The sequence below is a fragment of the Capnocytophaga sp. oral taxon 863 str. F0517 genome, assembly GCF_000466425.1.
Taxonomy (GTDB): domain Bacteria; phylum Bacteroidota; class Bacteroidia; order Flavobacteriales; family Flavobacteriaceae; genus Capnocytophaga.
Map to the genome: position 1 here is coordinate 114688 of NZ_KE992171.1, position 19285 is coordinate 133972.

Consider the following 19285-nt stretch of genomic DNA (forward strand, 5'->3'; position numbering starts at 1 on the left):
GTATATATTTCTAGTTCTTTAACTATTGATTCGCGTTAGTAATAGAATTATAGAAAAATAACCCCAACAAATATAGATAATGACAAGCGATTTTAAAAATAAAGTAGATTCCTATCTTTCTTCAGAAATAGGTAGACTTTTTATTCGATATAAGAACTTATGTTGATGGAATAGCTACTTTTAAAGAACAAGAATATCCCTTTGAACTCTTCTGTAATGGTACAAAAGTAAGCGGGAGTTTGCAGGAATATTTATTAATGGAAATAGAAGAGGAACAAAAATGATAACAAATCGATTAAAGAAACTACTTCTTGAGAACAATATGGTTATTGATTATAAAATTAGCTCTACAGAGTTTAATACTAAGAAAGAGTTTATAATCAACATGTATCAATCCAAAGGATATGAATCAATTAATGATTCATTGATACTCTTTTTAGGGTATTTCCTAAATAAAAGTTTCTCAGCAAGAGGTAATAATATAGATTTTACCTTGGAAAAAGTATTGACAAACAAGAACAAAGGGAGTTATTCCTACATAGAGAGTTGTTTTGACTTAAAAAACTTAATTCCTTTTGCAATGGCGTATGATGATTATTATACGTTGGTTATTGGTGAAGATAATAGCGTTTATGCGGAAGGGTTTGAGCTTCTATTTTATGGAAGAGATCCTTTTGAAGCTATGGAAAACTTGTTACAAGGCACTCCTATAGAGGCATTTAAGTTTTAATCTGTAGATTTCATAAGACACAAAAGGAAGTTGTTACAGGCTTTTACTAAATATCCTCCGTACGTTCCTTGTAGTTTGTAACTTTATTACAAAACGAAGCAGTAAGAGTATGGTGTAATTATATTCCTAAAAATTTTCTGGACAGCCACAGTTTGGAAAAAAACGTCATTAATGTATAAAAATGGATAATTCATTAGAAAAACTTAAACTTTTAGGCAAAATGCCAAATGAAGATCTGGACAATGACTCTCAAGATGTACTTGATTTATCTAATAAATATAGAGAGTTATTGATGGAAATAGAAGAACCTATTTCTATAGAAACTGGTTATACTCTTTTATCTTTTTTACCTTCTAAAAAATTTTATGGTTTAGAATTTGAAATCTTGTCAAAAATAGAAACTATAGAATTAAATAATGAAGAGCAGATGAAGAGCTATGAGAACCTTATAAATTCTTGTCCTAATGAAGAGATTAGAGATAATTTAATAGTTGGATATGAAAACTGGAAAGAAGACTGTTAGTTAGATGATATTTCAAATGTGTTGTTAAATCCTCATTGATAAGGCACGAGCTACAAGCTCGCTCCAGCGGAGGAAATATAATTAATAAATATAAAAATGGAAGATTTCAGTTCATATTTAAAGGGAATAGATGAAAAAACATCAAAAATACCAGAAAATAATTTACTTTTTTTGGGTAGTTGGTTTTGTGAAAATTTACTTCAAAGGTGTAAAAATCATATTCAAGTTTTATTGACTGATGAAGAGGTTTCTTTGATAAATGAAATCCTAAGTTATTTGTGGAATCTCGTTGATGAGAAGGAACAAATGGATAGGAGTAAAATTAATTTGTTGTACGAAAAACTCAATGACATAGATGAAACAGATTTAGATGCAACAGACTATCAACAAGAAGAAATATATCAGCTAATAATTTATCTAGATGAAGTTTTAAAATATTGCAAATCAGGTATAAGAGGTTTTGAAAATAGTATTTCTCAATCAATTATAAATGTAATTGATATAATGCTACAAGATGAAGATAAGGATATTTTATCAAAGGAAGGATTTCAAGATGCTTTGGTTCAAAATGAAATTAAAGCCCAATTTGAAATGATATCTTTGCTCAAAGAGAAAAAATTAACAAGTGAGTTTAAACATTGGTTACGCAAGTAAGGGGGGAAGTAATTGATAAGGAATGAGTAACACACTCTTATTATAGTAGGCACGAGCTAAAGTCGCTGAATATCTGTAAGCGAGTATGTGACTTGCGCCAGCAGGGGGGCGAACTTATAAAAGAATACTTTGTGGGATAGATGAACATAATTGCTTAGGGCAATTGAAAGATAAAGGTATGAAAATAGATTGTAATTAAAATGAATATCAAAAATTTCAAAGAAAAGCTAATAGAGAAATTATATAGCTTATCTGATATAAACAAATCTATATATTCTATGTATTGCATGGAAAGAATCTATGGGTTATATTTGTTATATACAGAAAAATTCAATATAAATACTATTTATGCTAATCAAATAAAGCAAAGATTATGGGAAAGTATTTTTTATAGCAACAAGGATTTAAATAATTTGAATAGAGAAATAGAAAATATTTTGCCAAAAGAAGATTTTCAAGGATGGGAAGTTGCATTAGCAATTAATATGAGTATTTGCTTTGATATATCTTTTAAATCAATGAATAATGATCATAAAAATGAGGTGTCGGGTTTATATGTATATGATTCTATATTCCAAGTATGCTGTTTTTTATCTCATAAAAAATTTATAGATAAATATTTACTTAACAGAATAGAAAATAGTGTTATTATTGCAGAAGAAGTAAATTATCAAATTCAGTATCTTCAGTATTTAGAAGACAAAAAAGTGTCATTAGAAGAATTAAAATTTTATAAAAATTATTGGGAGAATAATACTCTATCCATTCAATATATAAAAGATAAATGGTAGAATAATGTTTCAGATGTGTTGTTAAAAAAATTCTACTCGAACTACACCAAGAATCCAAAAAAAAGTAAATGGAAGAAAAAGCATCACTAATTTTCAGAAAAATGGACTTAAATAAGATATTGCATTTCACCCTGTTGAGGTTTTGCGGGGAGCAGCAAGAAGAAAAAGAGGAACTTTTGAAAATTACAAACTACCAAAATGAGGAAGGTGATTTTCTGTTGGCTACACTGCCTAAAAAAAGAGGACTTGATGAACTGCTATATGCACTGAAAAATGATGTTTTGTATGATAAACTCCAAACAGAGATTTCTCATTCTTGTTTTGAGGATGTCTTTTCTCTTTTAGAAGTCTGTTTAAGAGCTTTTTATTACTACGACAACCATTATATCAATGATAGGTTACAGTTCTTTTCGTTGATTCAGTTACTTAAAAAAGAGAATACTGAACACGCCTTTAAGTATTTATTGTTCTTTAACCCTTGTGGAGAAACTTTTATAGATAGTAACCAACTCACAAAGCAGGGGTATTTTATGGATAACATAGCTATTGATATAAAAGAGGTTTTTGAAAAGCTGTTTTCTGCTGTCTTTGAGCTAAAAAACAAGAAAGAATGTTATTACCCAATAGCTAAAAAGGATATAGAATGCTTGTATTCTCTCTTAAAAGAAATGGTATATACTATTTTTGGAGCGCAAACGCTTACGCTTTCGCAGGCTGTAAAAACGTTTTTTGAGATAGACGAGGATAGAGAAAAGCTATACTTATCTCTTTCAAAAGCTATTGATTTTTACAAGTTAGTTAGCTTTGATAATGAAGATAATAGCGCCTCTCATTATTATATGAGAGATTATATGGGAGAAGAAATTCCTACTATAGAAAACAAAGTTTGTAGGAGTGCTAAAACTAAATATAAAAGTGAATGCTTGATAGATAGTTATCTTTTTAAGTATGCTAAAACTCCTGATGAGTTCATAGCTTTTTTGGGCTTTTTAAAAGCGCATAATTTTCAGCAATATATAAAATTCTCTATACTCTTGTTTTCACACCCTCTTATTATTTTCGATTGGGAGTTTAAAAGGGCTTTATGCCATTCTAAAATAAGAGAAGTTTTGCCCCAAGGGGGGGATATGCTATGAATCTATTAGACAAACTTAAAGCAATCATACAAAAGAACAACTAATTTCTTTTTACCATTATGAAAGAATTATTTTCAATAAAGTCTTTTCCTGCTGAAGGGTTAAACAAACGAGATGTTGAGGATAGTACTGTAAGTGAGGCTTTGCAAACTATCTATCCTAAAAATAAATCTTCTAACTTATGTATGATATGGGAAGGGGTGGCTTTGGATTTAGAAATGCACGATGAGGTTGCCGATATTTATTGGGATATTGTCAAAATGCTATACGATATGTATGAACAACCTTTATCCGAAACAAAAGTGCATTGGGGTAGTAATGTATTTATGGCAGAATGGATAATAAAACCCTACAATGATATGCTTTCCATTAGTGCTTATTGGACAGTTTTAAAACACAAAAAGCATCTTTTGCCTGAGCTGAACACGCCTAATGATACAATTCACATCAAAAGAGAGGTTTTTATTGCTTATTGGTTACAATTACTAAGAAAAATACAGGTTGATTTAAAGCAACAAGGTTATAATGAAAGTAATTTAGAAGATTTTTACCATATTGATACTATTTTTAAACATTATTATTTTCATATTTAAATTAAACTACAATGAGAACTGTAAAGAAAAAAGCAACTAATATACAATTAAAATATACTCCATCAGTAGGTTGGATATCAATTTTGGTATTACAAACTACTCTTGAGCGATTGCTAGAAATAGGAAGAGGGAAAAAGAATATGAATATTTCAAAACCTTTCTTATAAGAGAGAAATTCGGACTGTTCACTATACCAACACAGAAGATAAGGCAGAACGTTATGGTAAGAATATGTCCGCTAGATGTAATATTAAAATCTCAGTAAATGAGCTATTTATGACGATACAAACACTAAAAAAATGACAAAAGAAATACTATTTGTAGGATTGGGTAGCTTTGTAGGTGGAGCCCTACGCTATATACTCTCTGGAGCCTTTAGTAGGGTAGGACGTGAGTGGGCATTTCCCATAGGTATTATGGTGGTGAATGTCTTAGGCTGCTTTTTGATAGGGCTGCTGTATAGCTACTTCAAAAATAGGGTAGGGGAGTCTCTTTTGCCTTTATTGCTAATGACAGGGGTTTTGGGTGGTTTTACTACTTTCTCTACCTTCTCACTTGAAACCGTCCAGTTATTAGAACAGCATGAATATCTAAAAGCAACTCTTTATGTAGTAGGAAGTGTAGGATTGGGAGTAGGAGCGTGCTTTGGAGGAATGAGACTGTTGGGTAATTAGGTAATTATTTCTTTGGATTTTTGCAAAAAACGGCAATTTATTTCTTTGGATTTTTTTAAAAATGGGCGAATTATTTCTTTGGATAATTTAATTTTTGTATCTTTGCCCTCTGATATATAACTACTTATAAGATGTATTACCCAAGGTTAATAGACAACTACTTAAAAGAATGGGCTTTGCGACCTGCTCGTAAGCCTTTGTTGCTAAGAGGTGCCCGTCAGGTGGGCAAATCAACAGCCGTAAGACAGTTGGGCAAACAGTTTGAGAATTTCGTAGAAATAAACTTAGAAAAACAACCTTCGTTTATACCATTTTTTCAGGGCGACCTCGATGTGAAGCGTATAGTACCCCAGCTTTCGGCTATGGTGGGCAAGCCTATAATAGCTGGGCAAACACTGCTTTTTATAGACGAGATACAGACCTCCGCCGAGGCGATTATGGCATTGCGTTTTTTTAAAGAAGATATGCCTGATTTGCACGTAATAGCAGCAGGATCGCTCTTGGAGTTTGCCCTCGAAACATTGCCAACCTTTGGGGTAGGGCGTATCCACTCTATGTTTGTCTACCCAATGACCTTTGATGAGTTCCTAAGGGCTAGTGACGAAACTTTGCTGTTGGAAGCGCGCAATAGTGCTACTGCCGAAGCGCCTTTACCTCTTCCCTTGTATGAGAAGTTAGTAGGGTTATTTCGTTCTTACATGTTGGTAGGGGGTATGCCTGAGGTAGTAGCCAAGTGGGTAGCCACACGCGATTATTTGGCATGTCAAGAGGTGCAAGATGATATTGTACTTACCTATCAGGACGATTTCCCTAAATACCGAAAGAGAGTAGACCCAACCTTGCTCAGGCTTACCCTGCAAAGTGTAGCTCTACAAATAGGTAGAAAGTTTGTCTATTCACAAGTGGGGGGAGGATATAGCACCCATGAGGTGAAAAAAGCGTTGGAAATGCTCATTTTAGCAGGGATAATCACCCCTGTAACGCAGACCAATGCCAATGGACTACCCTTAGGCAGTGAAGCCGACCCTACTTATAGGAAAATGCTACTGCTTGATAGTGGGTTACTACTGCGTTGGCTTGATATGACGGGTGATATCACAGCGCTTACTGCTCAAATACTCACCCAAAACCCTACTGACTTAGTAAACAAAGGGGCACTTACAGAGATGATAGCAGGGCTTGAATTGTTGCGCTACCGTACCCCCAATATGCGACACGAGCTGTTCTATTGGGTGCGCAAAGCCAAAAATGCACAAGCTGAGGTAGATTATCTGGTACCCCACCAGTCGGCAGTATTGCCTATAGAGGTAAAAGCAGGTACACAAGGAGGCATGAAGAGTCTGTGGCTGTTTATGCGCGAAAAGAAGCTGAAGAATGCTGTTAGAGCCTCATTGGAGAACTTTGGAGTGTTCACCTATACCGATACAGAAGATAAGGCAGAACGTATAGTAAGTGTATGTCCGCTGTTTGCTTTATCGCAAATGGGGCAGTAAGTTCTGAAAAATGATTTGGCAATTTGGTGATTTATCACTATCTTTGTCTCTGATAATCTAAAAATACTTACTATGAGTGACATTATTACCAATATTGAACAATTAGACCCTATCAATGGTGTATATACCTATGCTGACTATGTACTTTGGAAAATAAAAGATAGGTTGGAAATCCTCAAAGGTAAAATCTTTAAGATGAGTCCAGCCCCTGCTATTTCTCATCAAAAAATATCTGGGAATTTGTATGGCGAGATGTATCATTATTTCAAAGGAAAATCTTGCAAACTTTTTGCAGCTCCTTTTGATGTCGTACTCAAGAACAAAAAAGGCATAGAAGATAGCGTTGTACAACCTGATATCTGTGTGGTGTGCGACCCTAAAAAATTAGAGAACGATAAGCGTTGCTTAGGTGCTCCTGATCTGATTATTGAAATACTATCACCAGGCAATACTAAAAAAGAGATGCGTGATAAATACGAACTCTATGAAGAAGCAGGTGTCTACGAATATTGGGTAGTACGCCCTATTGACAAGGAAATTACCCAGTTTGTACTTGAAAATGACAAATACCGCGCTCTTCCTCCTATCATAGAGGGAGATATGATTTCTTCCACTAAATTTCCAGAATTGACAGTAGCAACAGAGGATATTTTTAGGCTATAAATATAGGGGAAACTAAAAAACACTTATTATATCAACAAAAAAAGTGCTTGTAGTTCTAAGTTCTACAAGCACTTTTCAATTAACAATTGATAACGATTATTCTTTTTTCCAGATGATATCTCCTTCAGGAGCTTTAGGGCTAGCTGGAGCGCTTCCTTGTAGGGAGAGCACATAGCTAGCTACCTGTTGGCGTTGTTTAGGAGATAGGGTAGCCTTCCATGCAACCATACCTTTACCTTCACGTCCTCCTTCAGAGATGGTGTGGAACACATTCTTGATACCACCACCTAGGATCCAGTGATCATCGGTAAGGTTAGGACCTATACCTCCACCAGCGTCAGGAGCGTGGCACATGATGCAGTTGGCTTGGAAGATGCTCTTCCCTTCTTGTAGGCTGGCTTCATCAGAGAGTTCTGTTACGCTATCGGCATCAATCATACCAGGGTTGGCTTTTTTGAAAGCCTCAATGGCTAACTTGGCATCGGTAAGCTCTTGCTCATACTCGGCTTTTTGGTCAGCTCCACCGAACACTTCGTACTTGAACAGATACACTACAGCAAAGATAATACATGCATAGAAAAGATAAGTCCACCAAGGGGGGAGGTTGTTATCAAGCTCTTGGATACCATCGTAGTTGTGGTCAAGGATAATCTCAGATTCCTTTTCCAAAGGCTTTTGGTCAAGCATTTTGGCGACAAAGCGTCCCCACCAGCTGTTTTGTTCGGCTAATGCTCTCTGGCGTTTCTGTTCGTCAGAAAGCAAGCGGTCTAAAAGGTCTTCCTTGCGGTAGGCAATCATCTCGATACCAATAAGGACAAGGGTTAAAAAGATCAGAAAGCCGCCAATGGAAGGGATAGAAGTGATCGCCGAAGCCGCTTCTGTCCCATATATATATTCTAACAATAAGGCAGCGAAACCTACAATGATAAGAATACGTATTAAAGCTAATAAATTTCTCATAAAATGTTGTTGTTTTGATCGTCGTCGTTTAAAGGAAGGTTACTTATCTCATTCAAGTCCTTTTTCTTATAGGAGAATACCCACCAGAAAAGGGCAATGAAAAAAGTAAAGCAAATAATCAAAGAAATAATCGGGTAAAGTGAAACACCTTCAATGGAAGCCATATGGTGTTTGATAAACTTCATCATAACGAATTATTTTTCAGCGGTTTCTTTCTTTGCTTTGATATCTACACCCAATCGTTGTAAGTAGGCAATCATAGCCACGATTTCACGTTTTTCGATGGGGATAAATTGCTCTCCACGAACCTCGGCATTTTTCTTAGAAGTCTCATAGTCAGCTACAAAGTTAGGATCGTTCTGCAAGCTATTGGCGATAGCACGCGCTTGTACGGCTAAGTTTTCGTGGGCAAACTTGAAGTCGGATTCATTGTAAGGTACACCTAATTTGGCAAGGGTACGCATCTTCTCTAGGAGCCTATCGGTGTTAAGCTCATTCTTAATCAGCCAAGGATAAGAAGGCATGATACTTCCTGCAGAGGTCTGTCTGGGGTCTAGCATGTGGTTGAAGTGCCAGTTGTTGTTGTACTTACCACCCAAGCGGTGCAAGTCTGGCCCGGTACGCTTACTTCCCCATAGGAACGGACGATCATAGACGAACTCTCCAGCCTTGGAGTATTCTCCGTAACGCTCTACCTCACTACGGAACGGACGTACCATTTGGGTATGACAGCCCACACAACCTTCACGGATATAGAGGTCGCGGCCTTCCAATTCAAGTGGTGTATAAGGTTTTACTTCGGCTATGGTAGGAATATTTTCTTTAACCAATAGGGTTGGGATAATCTGTACCGCACCTCCTATAGCTACAGCTATAGTAGCCCAGATGGTCATTTGTACAGGTTTTCTCTCAAGCCAGTGGTGAAGTGTTTCACCTGCTACTCTTCTCTTGCTGATAGGAGCTAAGGCAGGTGCCTGAGCAAGCTCATCGGTGACAGTTTGTCCCTGGCGGATGGTCTTCACTACGTTGATAACAGCCAAGATAGCCCCAGTGATGTAGAGGGTACCTCCGATGGCACGCATAGCGTACATAGGCATAATAGCATTGACAGTATCAAGGAAGTTTCCATATACTAAGTTTCCATCAGGGGAGAATTGTTTCCACATAGTGGCTTGGGTAAAGCCTGCGATGTATAATGGAATGGTATAGAAGACAATTCCTAAGGTACCTATCCAGAAGTGGGTGTTGGCCATACGTACAGAATAGAGGTTGGTTTTCCACATCTTAGGCACTAAGTAGTAGATCATACCAAAGGTAAGGAATCCGTTCCAGGCCAAGGCTCCTACGTGTACGTGGGCGATAATCCAGTCGGTGAAGTGCGCAATGGCATTTACATTCTTCAGAGCTAAGGTAGGACCTTCGAAGGTAGCCATACCGTAACCGGTAACAGCCACTACCAAGAACTTAAGCACAGGGTCGGTACGTACCTTATCCCAAGCCCCACGTAGGGTAAGTAGCCCATTGATCATACCACCCCAAGAAGGAGCTACGAGCATCACGGAGAATACTACCCCAAGGTTCTGTGCCCATTCAGGAAGGGCTGTATAGAGCAAGTGGTGAGGCCCAGCCCACATATAGATAAAGATCAAGCTCCAAAAGTGAATGATGGAGAGTCGGTACGAATATACCGGTCTGTCGGCAGCCTTAGGAATGAAGTAGTACATCAGTCCCAAGAAAGGAGTCGTTAGGAAGAAGGCTACCGCATTGTGTCCGTACCACCACTGCACCAAGGCATCTTGTACTCCTGCATATACGGAGTAGCTCTTCATAGAGGTAAGGGAGATAGGGAACTCTAAGTTGTTGAAGATGTGTAGCAAGGCCACCGCTACGAAAGTAGCCAAGTAGAACCAAATAGCTACATAGATGTGGCGCTGTCTTCTCTTGATAAGGGTTCCAATCATATTGGCACCCCAAGCCACCCACACAATAGCGATGGCAATATCAAAAGGCCATTCTAGCTCCGCATACTCCTTGGAGGTGCTAAAGCCCATAGGGAAGGTAATTGCGGCTCCTAGGATGATCAGCTGCCAACCCCAAAAATTGAGTTTGCTCAAGAAATTACTATACATACGTGCCTTAAGCAAACGCTGCATAGAGTAGTAACTCCCTGCAAAAATAGCATTCCCTACGAAAGCGAAGATGACCGCATTGGTATGCAATGGACGCAAGCGACCAAAGCTCAACCATGATATACCTTCGGTAAGCGTAGGAAACAGAAAGTAGTAGGCCAATAGCAAGCCTACCCCCATCCCTACAACACCCCAAAAGAGGGTCGCATAGATGAAGTTCTTAACAATTTTGTTGTCGTAATAAAATTGTTCCATTTCCATAAAAAAATGATTTAGCAAGTTTTAAGTTGTTGTTTGCTTTTCTTTCTTGTCTTTGTGGTAAGACGTATCTATTTTGTCCTCCTCTCGGGCAGGAGGTACTAATTCATCTTCAAAAAGCATGCGAATAGCAGGACTTTCTACATCTTCATACTGGCCGCTGCGGATAGCGCGTAGGTACAAAAATAAGAATAATCCCACCACTATAGTGCTTATAGATATGAGCATATAGATGACACTCATCAGCTGTCAAATTTGGTGCAAATATAATATTTTTTTCCGAAAGCAAAAAATAAAATTTTGCTTATTTTTCACGTTTTATTTCATTAGTTATTTAGTTACAAGTCACTAACTACTAAATCGTTCTATAAGTGGAAAGAAATGCTCCCTGAACCAGCGAAAACGGCTGAGGATCATAATATGGGTACCATTGTGGATACGAATACAGTCTCTGATGTTTTTTTCAGGAAAGACGATGTCTTTATCTCCTTGTATATGAATGCACTTCTCTGGTAGAATAACAGGAAATTGCCAGTCGAGCAACTCTCGAGCACACCAAGCCAAATAGTGAGGCGATGCAAGGCCTATATATTTGGAATATAGTTTTTTATATCGCTTGGTATGCTTCCAAATTTCAAAACTGGCCAACCATTCCAAAGGTAGCAGATGGTGCAGCCTCAGCCATTTGCTCCATCGCATCCAGCGGGGAAGTTCTTCTGCTGATTTGATACAGGAGATAAGCACTACCCCTCTATAGGCTGGTAACAAAGTAGCAATCTGTTGTACCAACACTCCACCTAAGGAGACTCCTACAAGAATGGGATTGGGCGCGGTAATCTGCTGGGCTATACGAGCAGCGTATGCCGCAAAAGATTCTTTAGGTAAGGGTTCGTCCCAGTCCAACAGATGTACCTCATATTCTTCAGGCCATTCTATATACTGAAAAATACGCGAGCTGGCCGCCATACCGGGCATACAATAGACAGGGATAGCCATTTTACTTATTTTTGATGTAGCGTAACCTTTGCTTCTTCCTCTGGGGATAATTTTTTATTGGGGTCTGCCAAATAGATGAGTACTTGGGCATCTACCTTGTAATATTCCTTTTTTCCATCTTCTCCTATGAGGGCAATGGTCTTATCAGCGCCATTCCATTCGAATTTTCCTTTATGAGTGACAGGTTCATGCCCTGGGAATACGACTGTTTGGGTATATTCATTATTGCTACTCAATAGGATAGTAGTATCAACCAATTCTTGGGTCTCTTTCTCTATAACGCCTTCATAATGAATTCCTTCTTCAGTGGAGGTGTTGGCCTCTGTGTTTGTTTCTTCCTTTTGTGGAGCGGATTCCTTAGGGGTGTTGTTACAAGCCATCAAAGCGAATAACGAAAAAATATATAAATATCTCATTATATAGAATATTAAATTAACTAATAGTTTCTCGGATATGATATCTTGGCTCCGTCTCTCGGCTTCTTAGTACCAATTCAGCCAAGAATCCAGCTAAAAAGAACTGCGTACCTATGATCATGGAGGTGAGTGCCAAAAAAAACTGGGGTCGATGAGTGATCAGGCGTCCTGTAGGGTCTATAAAGAGCTTATCTATCCCTAAGTAAAAAGCAAAACAAAAGCCTATGAAGAACACCAATACGCCCAAGGCACCGAATAAGTGCATGGGACGCTTGCCAAATTTGGAGAGGAAGCCTATGGTAAGCAGGTCTAAAAAGCCATTGATAAAGCGTTCCATACCGAACTTTGTCTTTCCATATTTGCGAGCCTGATGAATCACTACTTTCTCGGTAATGCGCGAAAAGCCGGCACTTTTGGCCAGCACCGGTATGTAGCGGTGCATTTCTCCTCGTACATCTACTGTTTTGACAACCTCCTTGCGGTAAGCCTTTAGGCCACAATTAAAATCGTGAAGGGTAAGTCCTGATACCTTCCGAGCTGCCCAATTGAAGAGCTTGGAGGGTAGATTTTTGGTGAGCTTATGGTCATAGCGCTTTTTCTTCCAGCCCGACACAAGGTCATAGCCTTCTGTTTGAATCATCTGGTAGAGTGCTGTAATCTCCTCAGGGCTGTCCTGCAAGTCGGCATCCATGGTAATGACCACTTCGCCTTCAGCCTTGGCAAATCCAGCATTGAGCGCCTGGGACTTGCCGTAATTTCTTAGAAAGCGAATTCCCTTCACATGCTTATCTTTGGCTGAAATCTGTTGTATAACTTCCCAAGAATGATCCGTAGAGCCGTCATCTACAAAGAGGATTTCATAAGAAAAAGCCTCTCGCTCCATGACCTGCTGTATCCACTGGTGGAGTTCAGGTAGGGATTCTTCTTCGTTGAATAAGGGAATGACGACCGATATTTGCATGGATGAGGATTAATTTCTGTTGAAAATTTTGAAAAAGGAACTCGCCAAAAGGGAGAGGATGAGACCAAAAAGCATATTGGAGGCGATCGATTGGTTGAATTGTATCCATGACGACTTGTTGCCTTCCAAGGTGGTACGTAGCTTCTCTATTTCTTGGGCATCTGCCTCTGGATGTTGGGCTATATAGGCCTCCAATTGTAAATTATTGAACATATCCAAGTGTGTAGGGGCTATATAATTAATAAATACGACCCAGAAAATAGCTGTAATGACTGCAAAAAGAATAGAGATACCCAATCCTATTTTCATCATCTGCCGGAAACTACGTTCTTTACTCTGGTAGATTCCTAAAAAAATACACAAAGCAAGGAGTAAAATAGGTAAAATACCAAAGAGAAACACCGTAAGGGGCTTACCATTATAGCTATCTAAAGAATATTGTAGCATCGTAAGGGTAATACTAGCGATCCCCATGAGCCCCCCATATCTTAGCATGAGTTTTTGGTGTTTTTTCATAAGGTCTTTGTTTTTTCAGCCATGGTTTCTAGGAGCTTGGTAATAGGGCTTTTGACGACCATAGCCAGCATCGGATTGAACTCCCCTTCGAAGGTATAGCTAACCTCTGTTTGTACTTCTGATTTGGGGTCAAGCCCAATGCGAAGGGTGAAAGGGAGTTTGCCTTCTGGAGCTCCATAGACCAATTCGCTCATTGGAGTGAGTTTTTTCTTTTCTAAGAAAATCTCAGGCATGCCTTTTAGCGCAAAGGAAAACGAGGTATTATCCTCAGCAGCGCTAAAGTGCGCCAAGCTTTCGGGCATAAGGTCTTTGAAAAGGGCTACATTCTCTAATTTCTCATAGATACCATTAACAGGTAAGCCCACGGATACGATAGGGGAGGTGATTTTCATATTAGTTCCATTTATCAGGGGCTAAGCGCCACTTAGCCAAGGTTTCCAATTGCTGTTCAGAAATATAGTTTCTGTCTTTTGCTTCTTCTAATAAGGAATTATATTGGCTAAGAGTATCTAAATGGACACCAGCGGATCGGAAATTGTTTTGAGCTACTTCAAACAAATAAGAAAAAATAGCCACCATACCAAGTACCTCTAAGCCGCTTTCTCTCAAGGCTTTTACAGCGCCTATACTACTCATTCCGGTACTGATGAGGTCTTCGATCACAACGGTTTTCTCTCCCGAGGTGAAGGCGCCTTCTATTTGGTTACCACGGCCATGCTTTTTCGGTTCAGGACGTACATACACAAAGGGAAGTCCTAAGCGGTCAGCCACGAGCATTCCCATGCCGATAGCTCCGGTAGCCACTCCTGCGATGAGCTGTACTTCAGGATATTTTTCCCGAATAAAGCGGCTCATGGTAAGGGCTACTTTTTCCCTTGCTTCAGGGTAGGAGAGTAGCATGCGATTGTCACAATAAATAGGTGATTTCCAGCCCGAAGCCCAGGTGAAAGGCGCATTAGGACTGAGCTTAATAGCCTCAATATCAAGTAAGGTACTTGCTACATCTTTAGCAATGGAAGCGGTTATTTCCATGATAGTTATAATTTTTTCTTGACAGCGACTTCTTGGAAGGCTTCTATAACGTCTCCTTCCTTGATGTCATTATAATTCTTGATTTGCAGACCACAGTCATAGCCCTTGCTAACCTCCTTCACATCGTCTTTGAAACGCTTGAGAGAGGAGAGCTCTCCGGTATAGATGACTACATTCTCTCTTAAGAGGCGTATCTTGGAATTGCGATAGATTTTTCCATCGGTAACCATACAACCGGCGATAGTACCCACTTTGGAGATCTTGAAGAGTTCTCGGATTTCCACAGTACCGGTGACCTCCTCACGCATTTCAGGGGAGAGCATCCCTTCCATCGCATCCTTGAGGTCATTGATGGCATCATAGATGATAGAGTAGGTACGAATATCGATTTCTTCCTTCTCGGCCAAGGAACGTGCATTGGACATAGGACGTACATTGAAGCCAACGATAATCGCATTGGAAGCTGATGCCAAGAGGACATCGGATTCGGTGATGGCACCCACTCCCTTGTGAATGATAGAGACTTGGATCTCTTCGGTAGAGAGCTTTTGGAAGGAGTCGGTGAGGGCTTCCACGGAACCATCCACATCCCCCTTGAGGATAATGTTGAGTTCCTTGAAGTCGCCCAAGGCAATACGGCGACCGATTTCGTCCAAGGTAATATGGCGCTGGGTACGTACGGACTGCTCACGAAGGAGTTGGGTACGCTTGGCAGCTATTTGTTTGGCTTCTTTTTCATCTTCAAATACATAGAATTTATCTCCCGCCTGTGGCGCACCATCTAATCCTAAGATGGTTACCGGAGTAGAAGGGATCGCTTCTTTTACATTTTTCCCACGCTCATCCTGCATAGCACGGATTTTCCCTGAATGGGTACCAGCCAGTACATAGTCCCCAATTCTGAGGGTTCCTTCTTGTACCAATACAGTGGAAACATAACCACGACCTTTGTCCAAAGCGGCTTCTACGACAGTACCCACTGCATGTTTGTGAGGATTGGAGCGAAGCTCTAAGATCTCCGCCTCTAAGAGGACTTTGTCCAAGAGGTCGCTCACCCCGATCCCTTTCTTGGCAGAGATGTCTTGGGATTGGATTTTTCCTCCCCATTCTTCCACCAAAAGGTTCATGTTGGCTAAGTGTTCTTTAATTTTTTCAGGATTAGCCGTAGGCTTGTCTATCTTATTGATAGCAAATATGATAGGTACCCCAGCAGCTTGCGCATGGCTGATGGCCTCTTTGGTTTGTGGCATGATGTCGTCATCGGCCGCAATGACGATGATGGCGATGTCGGTAATTTGAGCACCACGAGCACGCATAGCTGTAAAGGCTTCGTGTCCAGGAGTATCAAGGAAGGTGATACGTTGCTTACTACGCTTGAGAGTTACCGAGTAGGCACCTATGTGCTGGGTAATACCTCCACTCTCTCCGGCGATAACATTCTCATTGCGGATATGGTCGAGCAAGGAGGTCTTTCCGTGATCCACATGTCCCATCACCGTTACGATAGGGGCACGAGGTATTAGGTCTTCAGGGCGATCTTCTTCGGTAGGAAGTACCTCATCAATACCAGCGGTGGAGAACTCTATTTGGAAGCCAAACTCATCGGCAACGATAGAGAGGGTCTCAGCATCCAAACGTTGGTTCATGGTGACAAAAATACCTAAGGACATACAAGCTCCAATGACCTTATTTACAGGTACATCCATCATTGTAGAGAGTTCGTTGACTGTAACAAACTCGGTCACACGTAGGATTGTACTTTCTCTTTCTTGTTGTGCGATTTCCTCCTCGCTTCTATGGCGATGGCTATCGCGTTTTTCTTTACGATACTTAGCCCCCTTGGATTTGACAGATTTTCCTTGTAGTTTTTCCAAGGTCTCACGTACTTGTTTTTGTACTTCTTCCTCGGTAGGTTCTGTTCTTACAAAGACTTTTCCGTCTTTTTTCTTATTGTTTTTATTCCTATCCTTGTTATCTCTGTTGTTAGTATTTCCAGACTTTTGCGCATTGCCGTTGGCAGGGGTTTCTTTTTCAGAAGAAATACGTTTGCGCTTGCGCTTGCCTTGCTTATCAGCAGCGGCAGCACCATCTTTAGTTTTATCCTTGTCTTTTCCGTTCTTTTTCTTTTTAGGCCGTTCGAACTGAGACAAGTCTATCTTTTCACCTACGAGCTTAGGACCGGTGAGTTTGGTATATTTGGTTTCTATGACCCCAGGTTCTGGTTCTGTTTGAGGTTTTTTCTCTTCTTTTTTAGCAGCATCTTTAGAAGAGGCGACAGGCTTGCCAGAGAGTAGTTCTCTACTCTTGTTTTTGAGATCTTTTTCTTGTTTGTTAAGGACTGTTTTAGTCTCTTTCTTATCTTTTTCTTTGTCCTTATGTTTGCTTTTATCATCCTTATGTTTGTCGGAGGTGTTATCCTCATGAGTGATTTCCTTAGGTAGTTCTTTTTCTACTACTGTAGGTTGCTCTGGAGCTACTTTCTCCTCTTCAGGTGTATTTTTAGGTTGAAGCTCTTCTTTGGCAGCCGTTTTCTTAGGTTGATCAAGGTCTATTTTTCCGACAACTTTAGTGCCAGCAATAGTGGCTGCCTTGGCGCGAATAACCTCTTGTTCTTTTTGTGCCTTTTCCTGTCTTTCTTTCTCTAAGAGTTCTTGGCGGATAGCCTCTTTCTCACGGCGTTGCTCCTCGGTGATCTCCTTGGAGGTCTCACGACTTTTTTTGTCAGAGCGGAACTCTTTCTCTAACAGAGCAATCAGTTCTGCTGGAATTTTAGTGTTAGGTTTGGACTCTATAGTGTGCCCCTTTGATTTGAGAAACTCAACAACTCTATCGGTAGAGATGTTGTATTCTTTTGCTGCTTTATTTAATCTTTTATCCTCGGCCATAAATTTTTCTAAGCTCGTTTTTATATTGGTTAGATATGTGTTGGTTGTGTATGATTAGGTTTTAGCGGATTTAGTTTTCGAACTCTTCCTTGAGAATGCGCAATACCTCTTGGATTGTTTCCAGTTCTAAGTCTACTCGTTTTTCGAGTTCTTCGGCACTGTATTCCAAGACACTCTTGGCAGTATCAAGCCCTATACGGCGGAATTCTTCTATTACCCAAGGCTCAATATCATCCTCGAATTCAGAGAGTTCCACATCTTCTTCAGCACCTTCACGGAATACATCAATCTCGTAACCGGTTAGTATACTCGCCAGGCGTATATTGCTTCCTCCTTTACCAATAGCCTTGGAGACTTCCTCGGAGGCCAAGAGTATCTCGGCACGCTTGGTCTCTTCATTGACGGTGATAGAGGTAATTTTGGCAGGTGCCAAGGCCTTGCTAATAAATAGGTTGATATTGCTTGAATAGCTGATCACATCTATATTTTCATTGCCCAGCTCACGTACAATGCTTCGGATACGTGCTCCATTGACTCCCACACAAGCCCCTACTGGGTCTATGCGATCATCATAGGTATCAACGGCAATTTTAGCTTTTTCTCCAGGGATACGAGCTACTTTCTGGATCGTAATAAGCCCATCGGCAATCTCTGGAATTTCTTGTTCGAAAAGGCGTTCCAAAAATACCGGTGAGGTACGAGAGAGAATGATAGAGGGCTTATTTCCCTTGAAATCCACAGACTCGATAATTCCCTTGGTAGTTTCTCCTTTTTTGAAGAAATCAGAAGGGATTTGTTTGTCTCTTGGTAAGAGAATTTCATTACCTTCATCATCGAGCAAGATAACGGTTTTGCCCTTGATGTGGTGTATCTCAGCGGTGTATATAGTACCGATGAGTTCTTTGAATTTTTTATAGACAGTATTGTTGTCATACTCATGTACCTTGGAGATGAGATTCTGGCGTAGCGCCAAGATCGCACGTCGGCCTAATTGGCTGATTTTCACCTCTTCGGAAACCTCTTCTCCTACTTCAAAATCGGACTCTATCTTCAGCGCTTCGCTCAGTGGGATCTCTGCATTGGGGTTTTCCACCATTCCATCATCTACAATAATACGGTTGCGCCATATCTCTATGTCACCTTTGTCGGGGTTGATGATAATATCAAAATTCTCATCTGAACCGTATTTTTTCTTCAAGGCAGTCTTGAACACCTCATCCAAGATGGACATTAGTGCCTCGCGGTCTATGAGCTTGTCGTCTCTAAATTCAGAAAAGGATTCTATCAAATCGAGATTATTTTCCATGAGGGTATCTAAAATTTTAATTTTAATGTTGCTTCTTTAATATCTTCTATAGGGAGAAGGAAGGTCTCGGTAACGGTAATTTTTCCTTTTCCCTGAGGTTTGGGCTGGCGAGAGGTTACCTCAAGGGTTATTTTCCCTTCGCTTACCGTTTGGAGGATCCCTGTGTGGCTGGCTGTAGCGGTCTTTACCTCTATCTCACGGCCTATGTTTTTAGTATATTGTCTCTCTAAAGTCAAGGGAGCAGCGATACCACAGGAACTTACTTCTAAGGAAAAATCTTCTTCCTCTCTATCCAAATTATGCTCAATGGCACGGCTCAAGGCGACACAATCCTCTATGCCAACACCGTGGTCACCATCAATAATTACCTTGATGAGGTTGTCCCCACCTACTGAATAGTCGATGAGAAAGAGATCAGGATGTTCCTCTAATCCCTTGTCTATCAGTTCTTTTACACGTTCTTTTAAGTTCATATAATTATAAAAAAAGAGGACTTAACTGCCCTCTACCTCTTTAGTACCAATTCCGAGGGCAAAAATACAACTATTTATTCTAAAAAACAAATAATT

Annotated in this window: 22 protein-coding genes; 10 read left to right on the top strand and 12 right to left on the bottom strand. The window is 39.8% G+C overall.

The annotated features are described in order from the left end of the window. Positions 1-280: 280 nt before the first annotated feature. The 10 genes from HMPREF1551_RS09870 to HMPREF1551_RS09910 all read left to right on the top strand — a co-directional run bounded on the left by HMPREF1551_RS09870 (position 281) and on the right by HMPREF1551_RS09910 (position 7257). On the top strand, positions 281-730 hold the full coding sequence (locus HMPREF1551_RS09870) for a hypothetical protein (RefSeq protein WP_021628988.1): 450 nt from the start codon (positions 281-283) through the stop codon (positions 728-730). 181 nt (positions 731-911) lie between these two features. After that, positions 912-1253 (top strand): hypothetical protein, encoded by a 342-nt coding sequence (locus HMPREF1551_RS09875; RefSeq protein ID WP_021628989.1) that lies wholly within the window; start codon positions 912-914, stop codon positions 1251-1253. Positions 1254-1349: 96 nt separating this feature from the next. Next, complete coding sequence (locus HMPREF1551_RS09880; protein WP_021628990.1) at positions 1350-1907, top strand: hypothetical protein; 558 nt, start codon at positions 1350-1352, stop codon at positions 1905-1907. Between the two features lie 200 nt (positions 1908-2107). Next, positions 2108-2698, top strand: coding sequence for a DUF416 family protein (locus HMPREF1551_RS09885; protein WP_021628991.1), 591 nt, complete (start codon positions 2108-2110; stop codon positions 2696-2698). Between the two features lie 68 nt (positions 2699-2766). Beyond that, the gene (locus HMPREF1551_RS09890; protein WP_021628992.1) at positions 2767-3834 is read left to right on the top strand and encodes a hypothetical protein; all 1068 of its coding nucleotides are present in this window, start codon (positions 2767-2769) and stop codon (positions 3832-3834) included. A 59-nt stretch (positions 3835-3893) separates the two neighbouring features. Further along, positions 3894-4427, top strand: coding sequence for a hypothetical protein (locus HMPREF1551_RS09895; protein WP_021628993.1), 534 nt, complete (start codon positions 3894-3896; stop codon positions 4425-4427). Positions 4428-4438: 11 nt separating this feature from the next. After that, entirely contained in the window at positions 4439-4594 is a 156-nt protein-coding gene (locus tag HMPREF1551_RS13715) for a hypothetical protein (protein ID WP_021628994.1), read from the top strand. Between the two features lie 132 nt (positions 4595-4726). Next, positions 4727-5101 (top strand): fluoride efflux transporter CrcB, encoded by a 375-nt coding sequence (crcB, locus tag HMPREF1551_RS09900; RefSeq protein ID WP_021628995.1) that lies wholly within the window; start codon positions 4727-4729, stop codon positions 5099-5101. Positions 5102-5232: 131 nt separating this feature from the next. Next, positions 5233-6594 (top strand): ATP-binding protein, encoded by a 1362-nt coding sequence (locus HMPREF1551_RS09905; protein ID WP_021628996.1) that lies wholly within the window; start codon positions 5233-5235, stop codon positions 6592-6594. Positions 6595-6666: 72 nt separating this feature from the next. Further along, positions 6667-7257: a Uma2 family endonuclease gene (locus tag HMPREF1551_RS09910; protein WP_021628997.1), complete on the top strand. Its 591-nt coding sequence runs from the start codon at positions 6667-6669 to the stop codon at positions 7255-7257. 96 nt (positions 7258-7353) lie between these two features. Here the strand turns inward: HMPREF1551_RS09910 and HMPREF1551_RS09915 are convergent, their stop codons facing one another. The 12 genes from HMPREF1551_RS09915 to rimP form a co-directional block, all read right to left on the bottom strand. After that, positions 7354-8217: a cbb3-type cytochrome c oxidase N-terminal domain-containing protein gene (locus HMPREF1551_RS09915; protein WP_021628998.1), complete on the bottom strand. Its 864-nt coding sequence runs from the start codon at positions 8215-8217 to the stop codon at positions 7354-7356. Positions 8218-8411: 194 nt separating this feature from the next. Further along, a complete protein-coding gene (ccoN, locus tag HMPREF1551_RS09925) occupies positions 8412-10607 on the bottom strand; it encodes a cytochrome-c oxidase, cbb3-type subunit I (RefSeq protein WP_021628999.1) in 2196 nt (731 codons plus the stop codon). Between the two features lie 21 nt (positions 10608-10628). Next, entirely contained in the window at positions 10629-10847 is a 219-nt protein-coding gene (gene ccoS, locus HMPREF1551_RS09930) for a cbb3-type cytochrome oxidase assembly protein CcoS (protein ID WP_021629000.1), read from the bottom strand. A gap of 105 nt (positions 10848-10952) precedes the next feature. Beyond that, the gene (locus tag HMPREF1551_RS09935) at positions 10953-11600 is read right to left on the bottom strand and encodes an alpha/beta fold hydrolase (RefSeq protein WP_021629001.1); all 648 of its coding nucleotides are present in this window, start codon (positions 11598-11600) and stop codon (positions 10953-10955) included. 5 nt (positions 11601-11605) lie between these two features. Beyond that, a complete protein-coding gene (locus tag HMPREF1551_RS09940) occupies positions 11606-12016 on the bottom strand; it encodes a copper resistance protein NlpE N-terminal domain-containing protein (RefSeq protein WP_034544619.1) in 411 nt (136 codons plus the stop codon). 16 nt (positions 12017-12032) lie between these two features. Further along, positions 12033-12977: a glycosyltransferase family 2 protein gene (locus HMPREF1551_RS09945; RefSeq protein WP_021629003.1), complete on the bottom strand. Its 945-nt coding sequence runs from the start codon at positions 12975-12977 to the stop codon at positions 12033-12035. Between the two features lie 9 nt (positions 12978-12986). After that, positions 12987-13493 carry a DUF4199 domain-containing protein gene (locus HMPREF1551_RS09950; RefSeq protein ID WP_021629004.1) on the bottom strand — a complete coding sequence of 169 codons (507 nt, stop codon included), beginning with the start codon at positions 13491-13493 and terminating at the stop codon, positions 12987-12989. Beyond that, a complete protein-coding gene (locus tag HMPREF1551_RS09955) occupies positions 13490-13885 on the bottom strand; it encodes a hypothetical protein (RefSeq protein WP_021629005.1) in 396 nt (131 codons plus the stop codon). Before HMPREF1551_RS09955 ends, HMPREF1551_RS09950 begins: the two co-directional genes overlap by 4 nt. A gap of 1 nt (position 13886) precedes the next feature. Further along, the gene (gene pyrE / locus HMPREF1551_RS09960) at positions 13887-14525 is read right to left on the bottom strand and encodes an orotate phosphoribosyltransferase (protein WP_021629006.1); all 639 of its coding nucleotides are present in this window, start codon (positions 14523-14525) and stop codon (positions 13887-13889) included. Positions 14526-14530: 5 nt separating this feature from the next. Next, the gene (gene infB, locus HMPREF1551_RS09965; protein WP_021629007.1) at positions 14531-17410 is read right to left on the bottom strand and encodes a translation initiation factor IF-2; all 2880 of its coding nucleotides are present in this window, start codon (positions 17408-17410) and stop codon (positions 14531-14533) included. A gap of 70 nt (positions 17411-17480) precedes the next feature. Continuing rightward, on the bottom strand, positions 17481-18716 hold the full coding sequence (nusA, locus tag HMPREF1551_RS09970; protein WP_021629008.1) for a transcription termination factor NusA: 1236 nt from the start codon (positions 18714-18716) through the stop codon (positions 17481-17483). 8 nt (positions 18717-18724) lie between these two features. After that, positions 18725-19189: a ribosome assembly cofactor RimP gene (gene rimP, locus HMPREF1551_RS09975; RefSeq protein ID WP_021629009.1), complete on the bottom strand. Its 465-nt coding sequence runs from the start codon at positions 19187-19189 to the stop codon at positions 18725-18727. Positions 19190-19285 lie beyond the last annotated feature (96 nt).